The 13080-nt window shown below is 72.7% G+C and carries 15 protein-coding genes; 6 read left to right on the forward strand and 9 right to left on the reverse strand.

Annotated elements, in window-relative coordinates:
* The first annotated feature begins 99 nt into the window (after window positions 1–99).
* Window positions 100–735 (forward strand): uracil phosphoribosyltransferase, encoded by a 636-nt coding sequence (gene upp, locus R2D22_RS19200; protein WP_318105173.1) that lies wholly within the window; start codon window positions 100–102, stop codon window positions 733–735.
* A gap of 52 nt (window positions 736–787) precedes the next feature.
* Here the strand turns inward: upp and R2D22_RS19205 are convergent, their stop codons facing one another.
* Both R2D22_RS19205 and R2D22_RS19210 read right to left on the reverse strand, forming a co-directional pair.
* Window positions 788–1423, reverse strand: a complete 636-nt coding sequence (locus R2D22_RS19205) for a LytR C-terminal domain-containing protein (RefSeq protein WP_318105174.1) — start codon at window positions 1421–1423, stop codon at window positions 788–790.
* 105 nt (window positions 1424–1528) lie between these two features.
* Window positions 1529–1825: a type II toxin-antitoxin system VapB family antitoxin gene (locus R2D22_RS19210; RefSeq protein ID WP_318105176.1), complete on the reverse strand. Its 297-nt coding sequence runs from the start codon at window positions 1823–1825 to the stop codon at window positions 1529–1531.
* A 102-nt stretch (window positions 1826–1927) separates the two neighbouring features.
* Between R2D22_RS19210 and R2D22_RS19215 the strand changes: the two genes are divergently transcribed.
* Window positions 1928–3445 carry a helicase HerA-like domain-containing protein gene (locus R2D22_RS19215; RefSeq protein WP_411977044.1) on the forward strand — a complete coding sequence of 506 codons (1518 nt, stop codon included), beginning with the start codon at window positions 1928–1930 and terminating at the stop codon, window positions 3443–3445.
* Window positions 3446–3699: 254 nt separating this feature from the next.
* Here R2D22_RS19215 and R2D22_RS19220 read toward each other — a convergent pair whose 3' ends face one another.
* From R2D22_RS19220 to R2D22_RS19240, 5 genes are all read right to left on the reverse strand, one after another.
* Window positions 3700–5250 (reverse strand): M28 family metallopeptidase, encoded by a 1551-nt coding sequence (locus tag R2D22_RS19220; RefSeq protein WP_318105180.1) that lies wholly within the window; start codon window positions 5248–5250, stop codon window positions 3700–3702.
* 115 nt (window positions 5251–5365) lie between these two features.
* The gene (locus R2D22_RS19225; protein ID WP_318105181.1) at window positions 5366–5959 is read right to left on the reverse strand and encodes an HhH-GPD-type base excision DNA repair protein; all 594 of its coding nucleotides are present in this window, start codon (window positions 5957–5959) and stop codon (window positions 5366–5368) included.
* A gap of 41 nt (window positions 5960–6000) precedes the next feature.
* Entirely contained in the window at window positions 6001–6951 is a 951-nt protein-coding gene (pip, locus tag R2D22_RS19230; RefSeq protein ID WP_318105182.1) for a prolyl aminopeptidase, read from the reverse strand.
* A 10-nt stretch (window positions 6952–6961) separates the two neighbouring features.
* Window positions 6962–7528, reverse strand: a complete 567-nt coding sequence (locus R2D22_RS19235; protein WP_318105184.1) for an RBBP9/YdeN family alpha/beta hydrolase — start codon at window positions 7526–7528, stop codon at window positions 6962–6964.
* A gap of 40 nt (window positions 7529–7568) precedes the next feature.
* Window positions 7569–8249, reverse strand: a complete 681-nt coding sequence (locus R2D22_RS19240) for a TetR/AcrR family transcriptional regulator (protein ID WP_318105186.1) — start codon at window positions 8247–8249, stop codon at window positions 7569–7571.
* Between the two features lie 174 nt (window positions 8250–8423).
* On the opposite strand from R2D22_RS19240, the gene wrbA reads away from it, so the two are divergent.
* From wrbA to R2D22_RS19255, 3 genes are all read left to right on the forward strand, one after another.
* On the forward strand, window positions 8424–9035 hold the full coding sequence (gene wrbA, locus R2D22_RS19245; RefSeq protein WP_318105187.1) for an NAD(P)H:quinone oxidoreductase: 612 nt from the start codon (window positions 8424–8426) through the stop codon (window positions 9033–9035).
* A gap of 179 nt (window positions 9036–9214) precedes the next feature.
* Entirely contained in the window at window positions 9215–10573 is a 1359-nt protein-coding gene (locus R2D22_RS19250; RefSeq protein ID WP_318105190.1) for an MBL fold metallo-hydrolase, read from the forward strand.
* Complete coding sequence (locus tag R2D22_RS19255) at window positions 10567–11301, forward strand: sulfite exporter TauE/SafE family protein (RefSeq protein ID WP_318105193.1); 735 nt, start codon at window positions 10567–10569, stop codon at window positions 11299–11301. The genes R2D22_RS19250 and R2D22_RS19255 overlap by 7 nt, the downstream gene beginning before the upstream one ends.
* 101 nt (window positions 11302–11402) lie before the next feature.
* Here the strand turns inward: R2D22_RS19255 and R2D22_RS19260 are convergent, their stop codons facing one another.
* Window positions 11403–11690: a metal-sensitive transcriptional regulator gene (locus tag R2D22_RS19260; protein WP_318105197.1), complete on the reverse strand. Its 288-nt coding sequence runs from the start codon at window positions 11688–11690 to the stop codon at window positions 11403–11405.
* A gap of 80 nt (window positions 11691–11770) precedes the next feature.
* Here R2D22_RS19260 and R2D22_RS19265 point away from each other — a divergent pair, with 80 nt between their 5' ends.
* Entirely contained in the window at window positions 11771–12385 is a 615-nt protein-coding gene (locus R2D22_RS19265) for a rhodanese-like domain-containing protein (protein WP_318105199.1), read from the forward strand.
* On the opposite strand, the gene R2D22_RS19270 is transcribed toward R2D22_RS19265, so the two are convergent.
* The gene (locus R2D22_RS19270; protein ID WP_318105201.1) at window positions 12373–13035 is read right to left on the reverse strand and encodes a TetR/AcrR family transcriptional regulator; all 663 of its coding nucleotides are present in this window, start codon (window positions 13033–13035) and stop codon (window positions 12373–12375) included. The genes R2D22_RS19265 and R2D22_RS19270 overlap by 13 nt on opposite strands.
* Between the last annotated feature and the right edge of the window lie 45 nt (window positions 13036–13080).

A 13080-nucleotide genomic window follows, 5' to 3' on the forward strand; every position in this document is an offset into this window, starting at 1 on the left:
CGGGCATGGTTCCGTGCAGGCCCGTCCGCACGGATCCGTGTACGACCCCACCTTCCCTCCAGGGGACGGGTCGGCGCCAGTGCGGGCTACTGTTGACGCATGCGTCTCCACGTCGTCGATCACCCGCTGGTCGCCCACAAGCTCACCACGCTGCGCGACAAGCGCACCGACTCCCCGACCTTCCGCCGACTGGCCGACGAGCTGGTCACCCTGCTCGCCTACGAGGCCACCAGGGACGTGCGCACCGAGCAGGTCGACATCGAGACCCCCGTCACGCCGACGACCGGTGTGAAGCTGTCGTACCCGCGGCCGCTGGTGGTCCCGATCCTGCGCGCAGGTCTCGGCATGCTGGACGGCATGGTGCGGCTGCTGCCGACCGCCGAGGTGGGCTTCCTCGGCATGATCCGCAACGAGGAGACGCTGGAGGCGTCGACCTACGCGACGCGGATGCCGGAGGACCTCTCGGGCCGCCAGGTGTACGTCCTGGACCCGATGCTGGCCACCGGCGGCACGCTGGTCGCCGCGATCCAGGAGCTCATCAAGCGCGGCGCGGACGACGTGACCGCGGTCGTGCTGCTCGCCGCCCCGGAGGGCGTCGAGGTGATGGAGCGCGAGCTGGCGGGCAGGCCGGTGACCGTCGTGACGGCCTCCGTCGACGAGCGGCTCAACGAGAGCGGCTACATCGTGCCGGGCCTGGGCGACGCGGGCGACCGCATGTACGGGACGGTCGACTAGGGATTCGTACGGAGGGGCCGGTTCCCGGGGGAACCGGCCTTCCTTCGTCAGCTCAGCACTTGTGCGCGGGCGCGGGCTTGGGAGCGTTCAGCGCGACCAGGGCCGCGTCCGCCGTAGTCTTCGGGTCCAGCGTCTTGAACGCCGTACCGATGATCAGGTCGACGTCGGCCGTGGTCCGGGCGTCCATCTTGGTCGTGGCGCCCTTCAACTGGGTGCCCAGGACCGGGAACGCGCCCTTGGCGGCGGCCGGGGCGCCGAGCAGGAGCGCGGAGCCCGGGACCTTCTTGTCGTACGCGGCCGGGGCGTTGCCGACCTTGCCGATGACGAAGCCGCGCTTCTTGAGCTCGTCGGCCGTCGACTTGGCGAGGCCGCCGCGCGGGGTGGCGTTGTAGACGTTCACCGTGATCTGCGCCGGTTTGGGCAGCGCGCCGGCGGCGGCCGGCGTGGCGGTGGGTTTGGCGGCGGGTTTGCAGTCGGTGCCGCGGGCGGCCTTGGCCTTGGTGTCGTCGCCGCCCGAGAAGACGTCGACGAGCTGCATCGTGCCCCACCCTGCCGCGCCCAGGACGACCACGGCGGCGAGTGACGCGAGGACGATCCGGCGCCGGCGGCGGGGGCGGCGCATGCGCGGGTAGGTGTCCCCCGTGATGCGGTACTTTCCGCCCATACCGGGGGGAGTGAGCATGCTCATGGGCGCAGCGTAATCCGGCCTGCGGGTGTTGCCTACTTGATGATCATGTGATCGCGTCCGGATGGGGCTCAAGTGACCCCGAAAGGGTCAGATTCGCGGAGCGGATCAGTCCAGTTCCAGCACCCTGGCGTGCAGCACCTGGCGCTGCTGCAGGGCGGCGCGCACGGCGCGGTGCAGCCCGTCCTCGAGGTAGAGGTCGCCGCGCCACTTCACGACGTGCGCGAAGAGGTCGCCGTAGAACGTCGAGTCCTCGGCGAGCAGCGTCTCCAGGTCCAGCTGGCCCTTGGTGGTCACGAGCTGATCGAGGCGGACCGGGCGCGGCGCGACGTCCGCCCACTGCCGGGTGCTTTCCCGGCCGTGGTCGGGATACGGCTTCCCGGTACCGATGCGCTTGAAGATCACACGGAAAGCCTACCGGGCGAGCGGCTCCCGGCGCAGCCACGCGGGGGCGGTGCGATGCTGGGGCAAAGTGCCGCAAACCCGGAATAGGGGTCCGTGATGAGCGTGAGCGACCAGCCTGTGGCCGAGATCGCCGCCGGGTACGCGTTCCGGGGAGACGCACTCGATCTGGGGGCGGTGCTCTGGGACGGGGCGTGTCACCCGGGCGCGCAGGTCCGGATCCCGCTGGGCGTGTTGAACCGCCACGGACTGGTCGCAGGCGCGACGGGCACCGGCAAGACGAAGACGCTGCAGCTGATCGCCGAGCAGCTGTCCGCGCTCGGCGTCCCGGTGTTCCTGGCGGACGTGAAGGGCGACCTCTCGGGTCTCTCCGCGCCCGGGCAGGACGGCGAGAAGGTGCGGGAACGGGCCGGGCAGGTGGGGCAGGAGTGGTCCGGGCAGGGCTTCCCGTGCGAGTTCTACGGGCTCGGCGGCAGCGGCGCCGGCATCCCGGTGCGGGCGACGGTGACGAGCTTCGGGCCGGTGCTGCTGTCGAAGGTGCTCCAGCTGAACCAGACGCAGGAGCAGTCGCTCGGCCTGATCTTCCACTACGCGGACCAGAAGGGTCTGGAGCTGGTGGACCTGAAGGACCTGCGGGCGGTGGTGGCCTTCCTGGTGTCGGACGTCGGCAAGCCGGAACTGAAGGGCATCGGCGGGCTGTCGACGGCGACGGCCGGGGTGATCCTGCGGGCGGTCACGGCGTTCGAGCAGCAGGGGGCGGGCGGGTTCTTCGGGGAGCCGGAGTTCGACACGGCCGAGCTGCTGCGGACGGCGGAGGACGGGCGTGGGGTGGTGTCCGTACTGGAGCTGCCGGCGGTGCAGGACAAGCCGCAGCTGTTCTCGACGTTCCTGATGTGGATGCTGGCGGACCTGTTCCACGACCTGCCGGAGGTCGGGGACCTGGACAAGCCGAAGCTGGTGTTCTTCTTCGACGAGGCGCATCTGCTGTTCCGCGGGGCGTCGAAGGCGTTCCTGGAGTCGATCACCCAGACGGTGCGGCTGATCCGGTCGAAGGGCGTCGGGGTGTTCTTCGTGACGCAGACGCCGAAGGACGTGCCGGGGGACGTGCTCGCACAGTTGGGCAACCGGGTGCAGCACGCGCTGCGGGCGTTCACGCCGGACGACGCGAAGGCGCTGAAGGCGACGGTGCGGACGTTCCCGAACTCGGCGTACGACCTGGAGGAGGTCCTGACCGGACTGGGCACGGGCGAGGCGGTCGTGACGGTGCTGAGCGAGACCGGCGCGCCGACGCCGGTGGCGGCGACGCGGCTGCGGGCGCCGCGGTCGCTGATGGGCCCGATCGGGGCGGCGGAGCTGGAGACGGCGGTGAAGGGCTCGGCGCTGTACGGGCGGTACGCGGAGGCGGTGGACCGGGAGTCGGCGTACGAACGGCTGACGGCGGCGGCGCCGCCGAAGGAGGAGGCCCCGGGCCCGTCGCCGCGGGCGTCGCAGAAGGACGACGAGTCGCTCGTGGAGCAGGTGGTGGGCAGCGGCATGTTCAAGTCCCTGGCCCGCTCGGTGGGCACCCAACTGGGCCGCGAGATCACCCGCTCCCTGTTCGGCACGTCGAGGCGGCGGCGGTAGGGGGCGGGGTGGGGGAGATTCCCCCACCCCGCCCCTCCCCGAAACCCTGACGGGCCCGGGGGCTCCGCCCCCGACCTCCCATCCGCGGCAGCTTCGCGCCGCGCAGGGTGGCGGGCCGAACCGGCCCGTGTCGCAGGTGCCCAGGGGCTGCGTCCCGGGCTTCCCCTGCCGCGGCTTCGCGCCGCGTGAGGTTTCGCGCCCGGGCTCCCGCCCTGCGGCAGCTTCGCGCCGCGGGGCGGTGGTCCGGGTGGGTGTTACTCCGTCGCCTCGTCGTGGCCGTCGTGGAGGCCGCCGCCGGTGGCGCCGCCGTCGGTCGGGGTGGTGACGACCGGGCGCTTGAGGGAGCTGATGTCGTGGGCGTAGGTGCCCACGGCGTTGGCGATGACGTCGATGTTGACGTCGAACGCCTTCATGTTGATGTTGGAGAGGTTGTCGCCCGCGGCGTGGTAGTTCACGTCGTACGCGACACCCGCCTCGCCGCCGAACTTCTCCGCCTGCGCAGCCGTCTTGACGCCCTCGGCGCCGGTGAACGTGCCGCCGGACGGGATGCCGACCTCGATGAACGGGCCGTAGTCGGAGCGGCCGGTGAAGTCGGTGCCCTCGTGCGGGACACCGCGCTTGTCCATGAAGTCGGTGATGTCGCGCTCGAGCTGGGCCGAGCCCTCCGGGCCGGCTTCCGCGCCGACGCCGTCGGAGTTGTCGCCGTCGTAGACGAACAGGCCGTAGTTCGGCGAGGCGATCATGTCGAAGTTCAGGTAGAGCTTGAGCTCCTTCTTCGCCAACTCGCCAAGGTTCGCGACGTAGTGCTCGGAGCCGAGGAGACCGTTCTCCTCAGCCGACCACCACGCGAAGCGGACCTTGTTGCGGACCTTCGCCTTCGACTCGGCGAGTTCGAGCGCCGCGTTCAGCAGGCCGGCCGAGCCGGAGCCGTTGTCGTTGATGCCGGGGCCGGCGGTCACCGAGTCGAGGTGGGCGCCGAGCATGACCGTGTTGGCCGCGTTGCCGCCCTTGGTCTCGGCGATCACGTTGTTGGTGGTGCGCTTCTCCTGGAGCTGGCGGATCTCGAAGGAGAGGTTGACCGGGCCGTTCGCCAGGTCCGCGGCGAGCTTCTCGCCCTCCGCCTTGGTGACACCGCCGGTCGGGATCTTGCCGGCCGCCGGGTCGCCGAGCGTGCCGGACAGGGCCCCGTCGACGTTGTTGTAGATGATCGCGCCCGCGGCGCCCGCCGCCGCGGCGTTCTGCTGCTTCGCGGCGAACGTGCACCCGCCGCGCTTGATCAGCGCGATCTTGCCGGTGAACGTGCCGGAGGCGAAGTCGCCCGGCTCGCAGCCGTTCGTGCCGTCGGCGTCGACCGGTGCGGCCACCAGGTCGGCCTTGATGCCGCCGACCGGCGTCGACGTGGTGTACGTCATGGCCGCGATCGTGACGTCACGCGGCGCGGGCGACACGACGGAGACCTTCTCGGCCAGCGTCTGGGTGTAGATGAAGTCGAACTTCTGGTACGTGACGGCGTAGCCGGCCTTCTTCAGCTGCTGGTACACGTACGCGGCGGACGCGTCGTGCCCCAGCGTGCCGGCGGCGCGGTTGCCGCCGGCCGAGTCGGCTATGCGCTGGAGCGCCTCCAGGTGCTTGTACGCGCCTGCGGCGGAGGTCTCGCGGACCAGCTTCTTCGCCAGCTTCGCGGCGTCACGGGCCGGTGCGGCGGCGGGGTCCGAGGTCGCGCCGGCGGGGGTCGCCAGCAGGAGCGGGGTCACGAGTGCGGCCGCGGCGAGGGTGGCCGCGGCTCTGCGGTGAGATGCGTTCACAGAGGTCCTTCCCGGTGCGAACGAGGTTGAGGGGAAGTTAGCGATCTCCGGGGCATTCTGTGAACAGTCCGGCGCCAATTCATGCCGCATTTAGCAGGATTGACATTCGGAATCGTCAATTCCCGGCGGCTTTGGCGGCTTTTGCCGCCCGCTTGGCCTCCTGCTTGAACTCCCGCACCTTCGCCAGCGACTCCGGACCGGTGATGTCCGCGGCCGACCGGTAGCAGTTCGCCTCGCCGTACGGTCCTGCCGCCTCCCGCCAGCCCGTCGGCCGCACACCGAACCGCTTGCCGAGCAGCGCCAGGAAGATCTGAGCCTTCTGCGCCCCGAAACCGGGCAGCGCCTTCAGCCGGGCCAGCAGTTCCTTGCCGGTCTTCGCGTCCGTCCAGACGGCCGCCGCGTCCCCGCCGTACTCGTCGACGAGGAACTGGCACAGCTGCTGGATCCGCTTGGCCATCGAACCGGGGTAGCGGTGCACCGCCGGTTTCTCCGAGAGCAGCGCAGCGAAGGCCTCGGGGTCGTACGCGGCGATCTGCCCGGCGTCCAGGTCGTCGCCGCCGAGCCGCTGCGTGATCGTGTACGGGCCGGAGAACGCCCACTCCATGGGGACCTGCTGGTCGAGCAGCATGCCGACCAGCGCGGCGAGCGGGGAGCGGCCGAGCAGTGCGTCGGCCTCCGGCTGCTGGGCGAGGTGGATCTCGGTGGTCATGCTTCGATGATCCCGCTCCGCCGGGCCCGCCGCATGGCCGGTCATCCTTCCGCGAAGCGTGCCAGGGCCTTCAGGACCAGGGTCCGGGTCTCCTCGCCGCCGAGGTGCCCGGCGGACTCGACGACGTGCAGCTCGGCGTCCGGCCAGGCGCGGACCAGCTCCCAGGCGGTGATCAGCGGGCCGCCCATGTCCTGACGGCCGTGGATCAGCACGCCGGGGATGCCGGCGAGGCGGTCCGCGTCGCGGATCAGCGCGCCCTCCTCCAGGAAGGCCCCGTGCGCGAAGTAGTGCGAGCAGATCCGGACGGTGGCGAGCCGGGCGGTGTCGACGCGGTCGGAGTACGGGGTGCCCTGGCCCTCGCCGGACAGCACCGCGTCCTCCCAGGCGCACCAGTCGGCCGCGGCCTTCTCCCGTACGGCCGGGTCGGGGTCCGCCATCCGGTGCGCGTACGCGGCGATCAGCTCCGCGGCGGGAACGTCGTCGGCGGCGCCCACGGCCGCCCGGAAGCGCGCGTGCGCCTCCGGGAAGAACCGGCCCACGCCCCCGTACAGCCACGCCGTCTCGGAGCGCCGCGTGGTCGTCACGGCCGCGATCACGATCTCCGAGACGCGGGACGGGTGCGTCTCGGCGTACGCGAGGATCAGCGTGGAGCCCCAGGAGCCGCCGTACAGCAGCCAGCGGTCGATCCCGAGGTGCTCGCGGAGCCGCTCCATGTCCGCGACCAGGTGCGCGGTGGTGTTCACGGACAGGTCGGCGGAGGGGTCGCTCGCGTGCGGCAGCGAGCGGCCGCAGCCGCGCTGGTCGAACTGGATGATCCGGTACCGCTCGGGGTCGAAGAGCCGCCGGGCGTTCGGGGACGAGCCGGAGCCCGGGCCGCCGTGGACGACGAGGGCCGGCTTGCCGTTCGGGTTGCCGGAGACCTCCCAGTGGATGCGGTTGCCGTCGCCCACGTCGAGCAGGCCTTCGTCGTACGGTGCGGTCTCCGGGAACATCCGCCCGACGCTACCGGTTGCCCCGCACCCGGGTCTCCGGGTTTTCGCACCACTCCAGGACCGAGTCCCATGCCCCGTACCCGAAGTCGGGGTTGAGGTGCCCGCCGCCCGGGACGAGGTCCAGGTCGAGGCCGAGCGGGGTGCCGTAGTGCACGTCGGCGCCCTCGGGGCAGTACGGGTCCCCGTCGCCGTACACGAGCCGGGTCGGGGCCTTCAGGCGTACGGCGGCCAGGTCCAGGCCCTCGGCGAAGGCGGCGATGTCCGGGATGCCGACGGTCACCGGCGGCGACGGCGGGGCGACCAGGAGCACCCGGTCGGCGTCGATCCGTCCGGCCGCCCGCAGCCACAGCAGCACCGACAGGCTGTGCGCCAGGACGACGAACCCGCCCTCGTCCGGCCGCTGTCCGTGTTCCTCCAGCGCGTCGAGCCAGTCGTCGAGGACCGGCGCGTCCGGCTCCGGCAGCTGCGGGTAGCGCACGGTGTGGCCGCGCGCGCGCAGCTTCCCGGCGAGCCAGTGCTGCCAGTGGCCTTCGGGGCGGTGGTTCTCGTATCCGTGCAGGATCAGGAAGGTCGTCATGGCGCCATCCTGCCGGGTGCGAGGAGGGCGGGGCCCTTCCTCAACTCCGCAGGCTCAGCAGCGCCTCGACGCCGGCCTTCAGCTCGGCGGCGGACAACTCCCGTTCCACCGACAGGTGGTGCATCAGGCTCGGGGAGAACGGCGCGAGCAGCAGGTGCGCGAGGAGCGGGGCGTTGGCCTCGGGGCGGAGCCGGCCGAGGAGCATCGAGACGTGGGCGTGCATCGCGAGGTACGCGCCGGAGGTGTAGCGGGCCTTGGGCGCGGCGGACTGCGCGGCGAGCAGGATCTCGCGCTGCTCGATGATCCGGTCGACGAGGGCGTCGAGGAAGGCGGGCAGTCGCTCCTCGGCGGGGGCGCCGGGGCCGAGCGGCGGCGGGCCGCCCATGTACGCCTCCTGGAACTGCCGCTCCCGGTCGTCGAGGAGCGCCCACAGGAGCTGGGAGACGTCGCCGAAGCGGCGGTAGACGGTGCCGACCCCCATACAGCCGGCGTGCGCGACGGCGTTCATGGTCACGGCCTCGGGGCCCTGCTCGGCGACGATCCGGGCGGCCGCGTCGAGGATCTTGCGGCGGTTGCGGGCGGCGTCGGCGCGCTCGGGGGCGGGGCGGTCCGTGGTGGGGAGCAGCGGGATCGCCTGGAGGTCGCGGCCGGCGTCCTCGGCGTGCCCGGCGCGCCGGGCGCCCTGGGCGTCCTGGACGTGCTGGGGTTCGTTCGTGCTCATCCGTGGTGCCGCCCTTCGTCCGTCCCCCTTGTCGTGTGCCGGTGTCTCCGAGCATATCGGAGCACTATCCGGTTGGTCCGGGGTTCCGCTTGCGAAGTGGAACTCTATCCGTTTAAGCTCGGCGACAGTGAAGCGGAAACTAATCCGGTTGAGCGGTCTGTGGAGGGCCTGATCATGTCCGTCAAGGTTGCAGTCGTCTACTACTCGGCCACGGGGAACGTCCACCAGCTGGCCCAGGCCGTCGCCGAGGGTGCCGAGAAGGCCGGCGCCGAGGTTCGCCTCCGTCGGGCGCCCGAGCTCGCCCCCGATGCCGCCATCGACGGGAACCCGGCCTGGCGCGCCCACGTCGACGCCACCAGCGGCGAGATCGAGATCGCCACGCTGGAGGACCTGGAGTGGGCGGACGCGTACGCGTTCGGCTCCCCGACCCGCTACGGCAACATCTCGGCGCAGCTCAAGCAGTACATCGACACCACCGGTGGCCTGTGGCAGCGCGGCGTGTTCGTGGACAAGCCCGCGACCGCCTTCACCAGCGCCCACAACGTGCACGGCGGCAACGAGTCCACGCTGCTCGCGCTCTACAACACCTTCCACCACTGGGGCTCGGTCATCGTCTCGCCCGGCTTCACCGACCCGGCCGTCTATGCGGCCGGCGGCAACCCCTACGGCACCGCCCACCCGGGCGCCAACGGCGCGCCGGAGGAGAACGTGCTGGAGGCCGCCCGCTACCAGGGCCGTCGTCTGGCCACGATCGCCAAGCGTCTGAAGGGCATCGCGGTCGACTGACCCCGCACTCCTGCCTGAGCCGAGGGCCGGGACTCCGTACGACGGAGTCCCGGCCCTTCGTCGTGCCCACGGCCTGCGGTTTTGCCGTTCCGGCAAGGCGCTGGATACCCCCGGGGGTAATTCTGTTATGGTCGCTCGTATACCCCGGGGGGTAATCGAGTTCTCTGGAAGGAGCGGCCGTGTTCTTCGTGGACACCGTCGAGGTGCCGGGTCTCGGCAATCGCAGCTATCTGGCGGGCGGGCCCGCCACCGCCGTGGCGGTCGACCCGCCGCGCGACATCGACCGGGTGCTCGCTGCGGCGGCCCGCCGCGGTGTGCGGATCTCCCATGTGGTGGAGACCCATGTGCACAACGACTATGTGAGCGGCGGCCTGGAGCTGGCCCGGATCGCGGGCGCCCGGTACGTGGTCCCCGCCGCGGCCTCCGTCGCGTACGCCCGGCTGCCGATCGCCGACGGGGACACCCTCGCCGTCGACGAGGGGCTCGTGCTGCGCGCCATGGCCACCCCGGGGCACACCCCGCACCACACCGCGTACGTCCTGGAGGAGGCCGGCCGGCCGGCCGCCGTCTTCACCGGCGGCTCGCTGCTCATCGGCACCGTGGGCCGCCCCGACCTCGTCGAGCCCCGACTGACCGAGGTGCTCGCCCACGCACAGCACGCCTCCGCACACCGGCTCGCCGCCGAACTCCCCGACGACACCGCCGTCCTGCCCACCCACGGCTTCGGCTCCTTCTGCTCCGCGACGGCGACCTCGCCCGACGCCGCGCCGACCACCGTCGGCGAGCAGAGAGAGGTCAACGAGGCCCTGCTGAGGGACGCCGACACCTTCGTCGCCGCGCTGCTCGCCGGACTCGACGCCGTCCCCGCGTACTACGCCCACATGGCGCCGCTCAACACCGCCGGCCCCGCCCCCGTCGACCTGACCCCGCCCGCCGTCGCCGACCCCGACGAGATCGCGGCCCGGCTCGCGGCCGGCGAATGGGTGGTCGACCTGCGCAGCCGGGTCGCCTTCGCCGAGGGCCACGTGGCCGGCTCGTACAACATCGAGGCGGGCGGGCAGCTCGCCACCTACCTCGCCTGGCTGATCCCGTGGGGCCGGCCGGTCACCCTGCTCGCCGATTCGCCGGCCCGACTCGCCGAGGCGCAGCGCGAACTGGTCCGGGTCGGCATCGACCGCCCGGCCGCAGCGGCCACCGGCCGGCCGGAGGAGTGGGTACGGGAGGGGGAGCGGCCGGCGTCGTACCGGCGCGCGACCTTCGCCGACCTGCCGGCCGGGCTCCCCGAGGGGGATGTCGTCCTGGACGTCCGCCGCGCGGCGGAGCGGGAAGCGAACGGGCACATCCCCGGGTCGCTCTCCGTGCCGCTGCACGAACTGCCGGGCCGGATCAGGGAACTGCCGTCCGGCGGCACCCTCTGGGTGCACTGCGCGGGCGGGATGCGGGCCGCGATCGCCGCCTCGATGCTGGCGGCGGCGGGGCGCGAAGTGGTGGCGATCGACGACTCCTTCGCCAACGCGCCCGCACAGCCCACATGTTGATCGCCCTGGCGGCCGGCGCGGTGGTCGGCCTGGCGCTCGGCGCGCTCGGCGGCGGGGGCAGCGTCCTCGCCGTCCCCGTCCTGATCTACCTGCTCGGCTTCGCCCCGCCCGCCGCGGCGACCGCGAGCCTGCTCATCGTGCTCGCGACCTCCGCGACCGCGCTGTACGGGCACGCCCGCGACGGCCGCGTGCGGTGGGGGACCGGCGCGCTGTTCGCGGCGGCCGGTCTCGTGCCGGCCGCGCTCGGCGGCCTCGCCGCCGCAAGGCTGCCCGAGACGCTGCTCACGGCCGGGTTCGCGGCGGTGGCGGGCGTGGCCGCGGTGCGGATGATCCGGCCCGCGGGCGTGGACGCGGGGGTGCGGCGGTCCGGCCCCGCCGTCGCGGGCGCGGGCGCCGGGCTCGGCGCGGTGACCGGCGTGCTGGGCGTGGGCGGCGGGTTCCTGACCGTACCGGCGCTGGTCCAGGTGGTCGGCCTGCGGATGCGGACGGCGGTCGGGACCAGCCTGCTCGTCGTCTCCGTGAACGCGCTGGCCGCGCTGCTCGCCCGCGCGGGCTCGGCCGCCACGCTGGACTGGGCCGTGGTCGCCCCGTTCACGGGCGCGGCGATCCTGGGCGCCTGGGACGGGCGGCGGCTGGCCGCGAAGGTCTCCGGGGACACGCTGCGGCGGATCTTCGGGGCGATGCTGTTGGCGGTCGCGGGGCTGATGCTCCTCGACGTCGTGCTGTAGCGGATCGCCCGCAATGCCGAGGTCGGACCGCCGGATCGTCGTGCAATGCCGAGGTCACACCGCCGCAACGCCGGAGCGATACGGTCGGCCACCGGCGATCGTCACGCCAGCGACAGGAACAGCTTCTCCAGCCGGGCCCGCATCTGGTCGCGGTCCTCGTCGGTCTTCCGGCCGTCCCCGATGTCCGTCATGCACTGCTGCAGGCCGGTCGCGATGATCGCGAACCCGGCCCGGTCCAGGGCCCGGGACGCGGCCGCGAGCTGGGTCACGACCTCCTCGCAGTCGCGGCCCTCCTCGATCATCTTGATCACGCCGGAGATCTGGCCCTGTGCCCGGCGCAGCCGGTTGAGCACGGCCTTCAGCTCCGCGCCCGCGAGTTCGAGATCCACAACCACTCCTCACAGATACCCCAGGGGGTAATTTACTCCCCCGAACGGGGCCCCGTCGAAAACCAAGGATGACACCCGCGATGAACAAGCCCTCCTCGAACGACTCCCGCGACTCCGTCGCTCTCCTCGACGCCGACCAGGCCCGCGCCCGGCTCGACACGCTCACCGTCGTCGACGTGCGCACCCCCGCCGAGTACGCCTCCGGTCACGTGCCGGGCGCGCTGAACGTGCCGCTCGACCGGCTCGGGCAGGCCGTGCCCGCGCTGCGGGAGGCGGCGGGGCGCGGCGAGCTGCTCGTGGTCTGCCAGTCCGGCAACCGGTCCGCGTCCGCGGCCGCGCAGCTCGCGGCGCAGGGCGTCCCCGTACTGGACCTGACCGGCGGGACGGGCGGCTGGGCGGCCCGCGGCCACGCACTGGACCGGCCGGAGGGTGCGCCGGCGAAGGCGGTGTGGGCGATGGACCGACAGGTGCGGCTCGTCGCCGGATCGCTCGTGCTGCTCGGTCTGGTGCTGGGACTGCTGGTGCATCCGGCGTTCCAGCTGCTGTCGGCGGGGATCGCCGGCGGGCTGGTGTTCTCGGCGCTCACGAACACCTGCGGGATGGCGGCGATGCTCGGGAAGCTGCCGTACAACCGGGCCACGGCCTGCGGGCTGCCGCTGGACGCGACGCTCGAGCGGCTTCGTCAGGGCGCGTAGCCGGGCGCGTAGCGGCGCAGGAACATCTCCACGCCGTCCGTGAGGAGTCGCTCGGCGAGGTCGTCGGTGAGTTCCGTCCCGTACTGCTCGAAGACCATCTGCGGGAAGACGAGCAGCGAGTAGAGCTGGAGGACGGCGACCTCCAGGTCGGGGACGTCGAGGCGGCCGCGGTCCGCGAGGGTGCGCAGGGTGTCGGCGACGGCGGGGTGGTGCCCGGCCGGGCCGTGCGCCCGCCAGGCGCGGCCCAGTTCGGGGAAGCGGTGGAGTTCGGTGGCGACGAGGGCGCGCAGCGCGCGGCCCTCGTCGTTCTCGCGTACGGCCCGGACCCAGGCGCGGCCGGCGGCGACGAACGCGGCGCGCAGGTCCTCGGCGCCGGCCGCGGCGAGCCGCGCGAGGGTGGCGGCCGCCTCGGTCTCGTCGGCGAGGGGCTCGTCGAGGGCGCCCGCGACCACGGCCGTGAACAGGGCTTCCTTGCTGCCGAAGTGGTTGTAGACGGTCACCTTGGAGACGCCCGCCTCGGCGGCGATGGCGTCCATGCCGACGCCGAAGCCCTCGCGGAGGAAGAGCGCGCGGGCGGCCCGCACGATGTCCTGCCGCTTGCGGGCGGCGCGGGCTCCGCTGGGGGCGGGTCTGGCGGGCTGGGCGCTCATGGGCCGACCCTACCAACGCAACTGAACTCTTGAGTACATCTGAAC

Origin of the sequence: Streptomyces sp. HUAS YS2 (assembly GCF_033343995.1) — a bacterium.
Taxonomy (GTDB): Bacteria; Actinomycetota; Actinomycetes; order Streptomycetales; family Streptomycetaceae; genus Streptomyces; species Streptomyces solicathayae.

What these genes read in the sequence shown, in the direction of transcription:
- R2D22_RS19265 (WP_318105199.1), top strand. Translation starts at nt 11,771, where the DNA reads ATGAACAAGCCCTCCTCGAACGACTCCCGCGACTCCGTCGCTCTCCTC.
- pip (WP_318105182.1), bottom strand. Translation starts at nt 6,951, where the DNA reads ATGTTCCCGGAGACCGCACCGTACGACGAAGGCCTGCTCGACGTGGGC.
- R2D22_RS19255 (WP_318105193.1), top strand. Translation starts at nt 10,567, where the DNA reads ATGTTGATCGCCCTGGCGGCCGGCGCGGTGGTCGGCCTGGCGCTCGGC.
- R2D22_RS19240 (WP_318105186.1), bottom strand. Translation starts at nt 8,249, where the DNA reads ATGAGCACGAACGAACCCCAGCACGTCCAGGACGCCCAGGGCGCCCGG.
- R2D22_RS19225 (WP_318105181.1), bottom strand. Translation starts at nt 5,959, where the DNA reads ATGACCACCGAGATCCACCTCGCCCAGCAGCCGGAGGCCGACGCACTG.
- R2D22_RS19270 (WP_318105201.1), bottom strand. Translation starts at nt 13,035, where the DNA reads ATGAGCGCCCAGCCCGCCAGACCCGCCCCCAGCGGAGCCCGCGCCGCC.
- wrbA (WP_318105187.1), top strand. Translation starts at nt 8,424, where the DNA reads ATGTCCGTCAAGGTTGCAGTCGTCTACTACTCGGCCACGGGGAACGTC.
- upp (WP_318105173.1), top strand. Translation starts at nt 100, where the DNA reads ATGCGTCTCCACGTCGTCGATCACCCGCTGGTCGCCCACAAGCTCACC.
- R2D22_RS19235 (WP_318105184.1), bottom strand. Translation starts at nt 7,528, where the DNA reads ATGACGACCTTCCTGATCCTGCACGGATACGAGAACCACCGCCCCGAA.
- R2D22_RS19205 (WP_318105174.1), bottom strand. Translation starts at nt 1,423, where the DNA reads ATGAGCATGCTCACTCCCCCCGGTATGGGCGGAAAGTACCGCATCACG.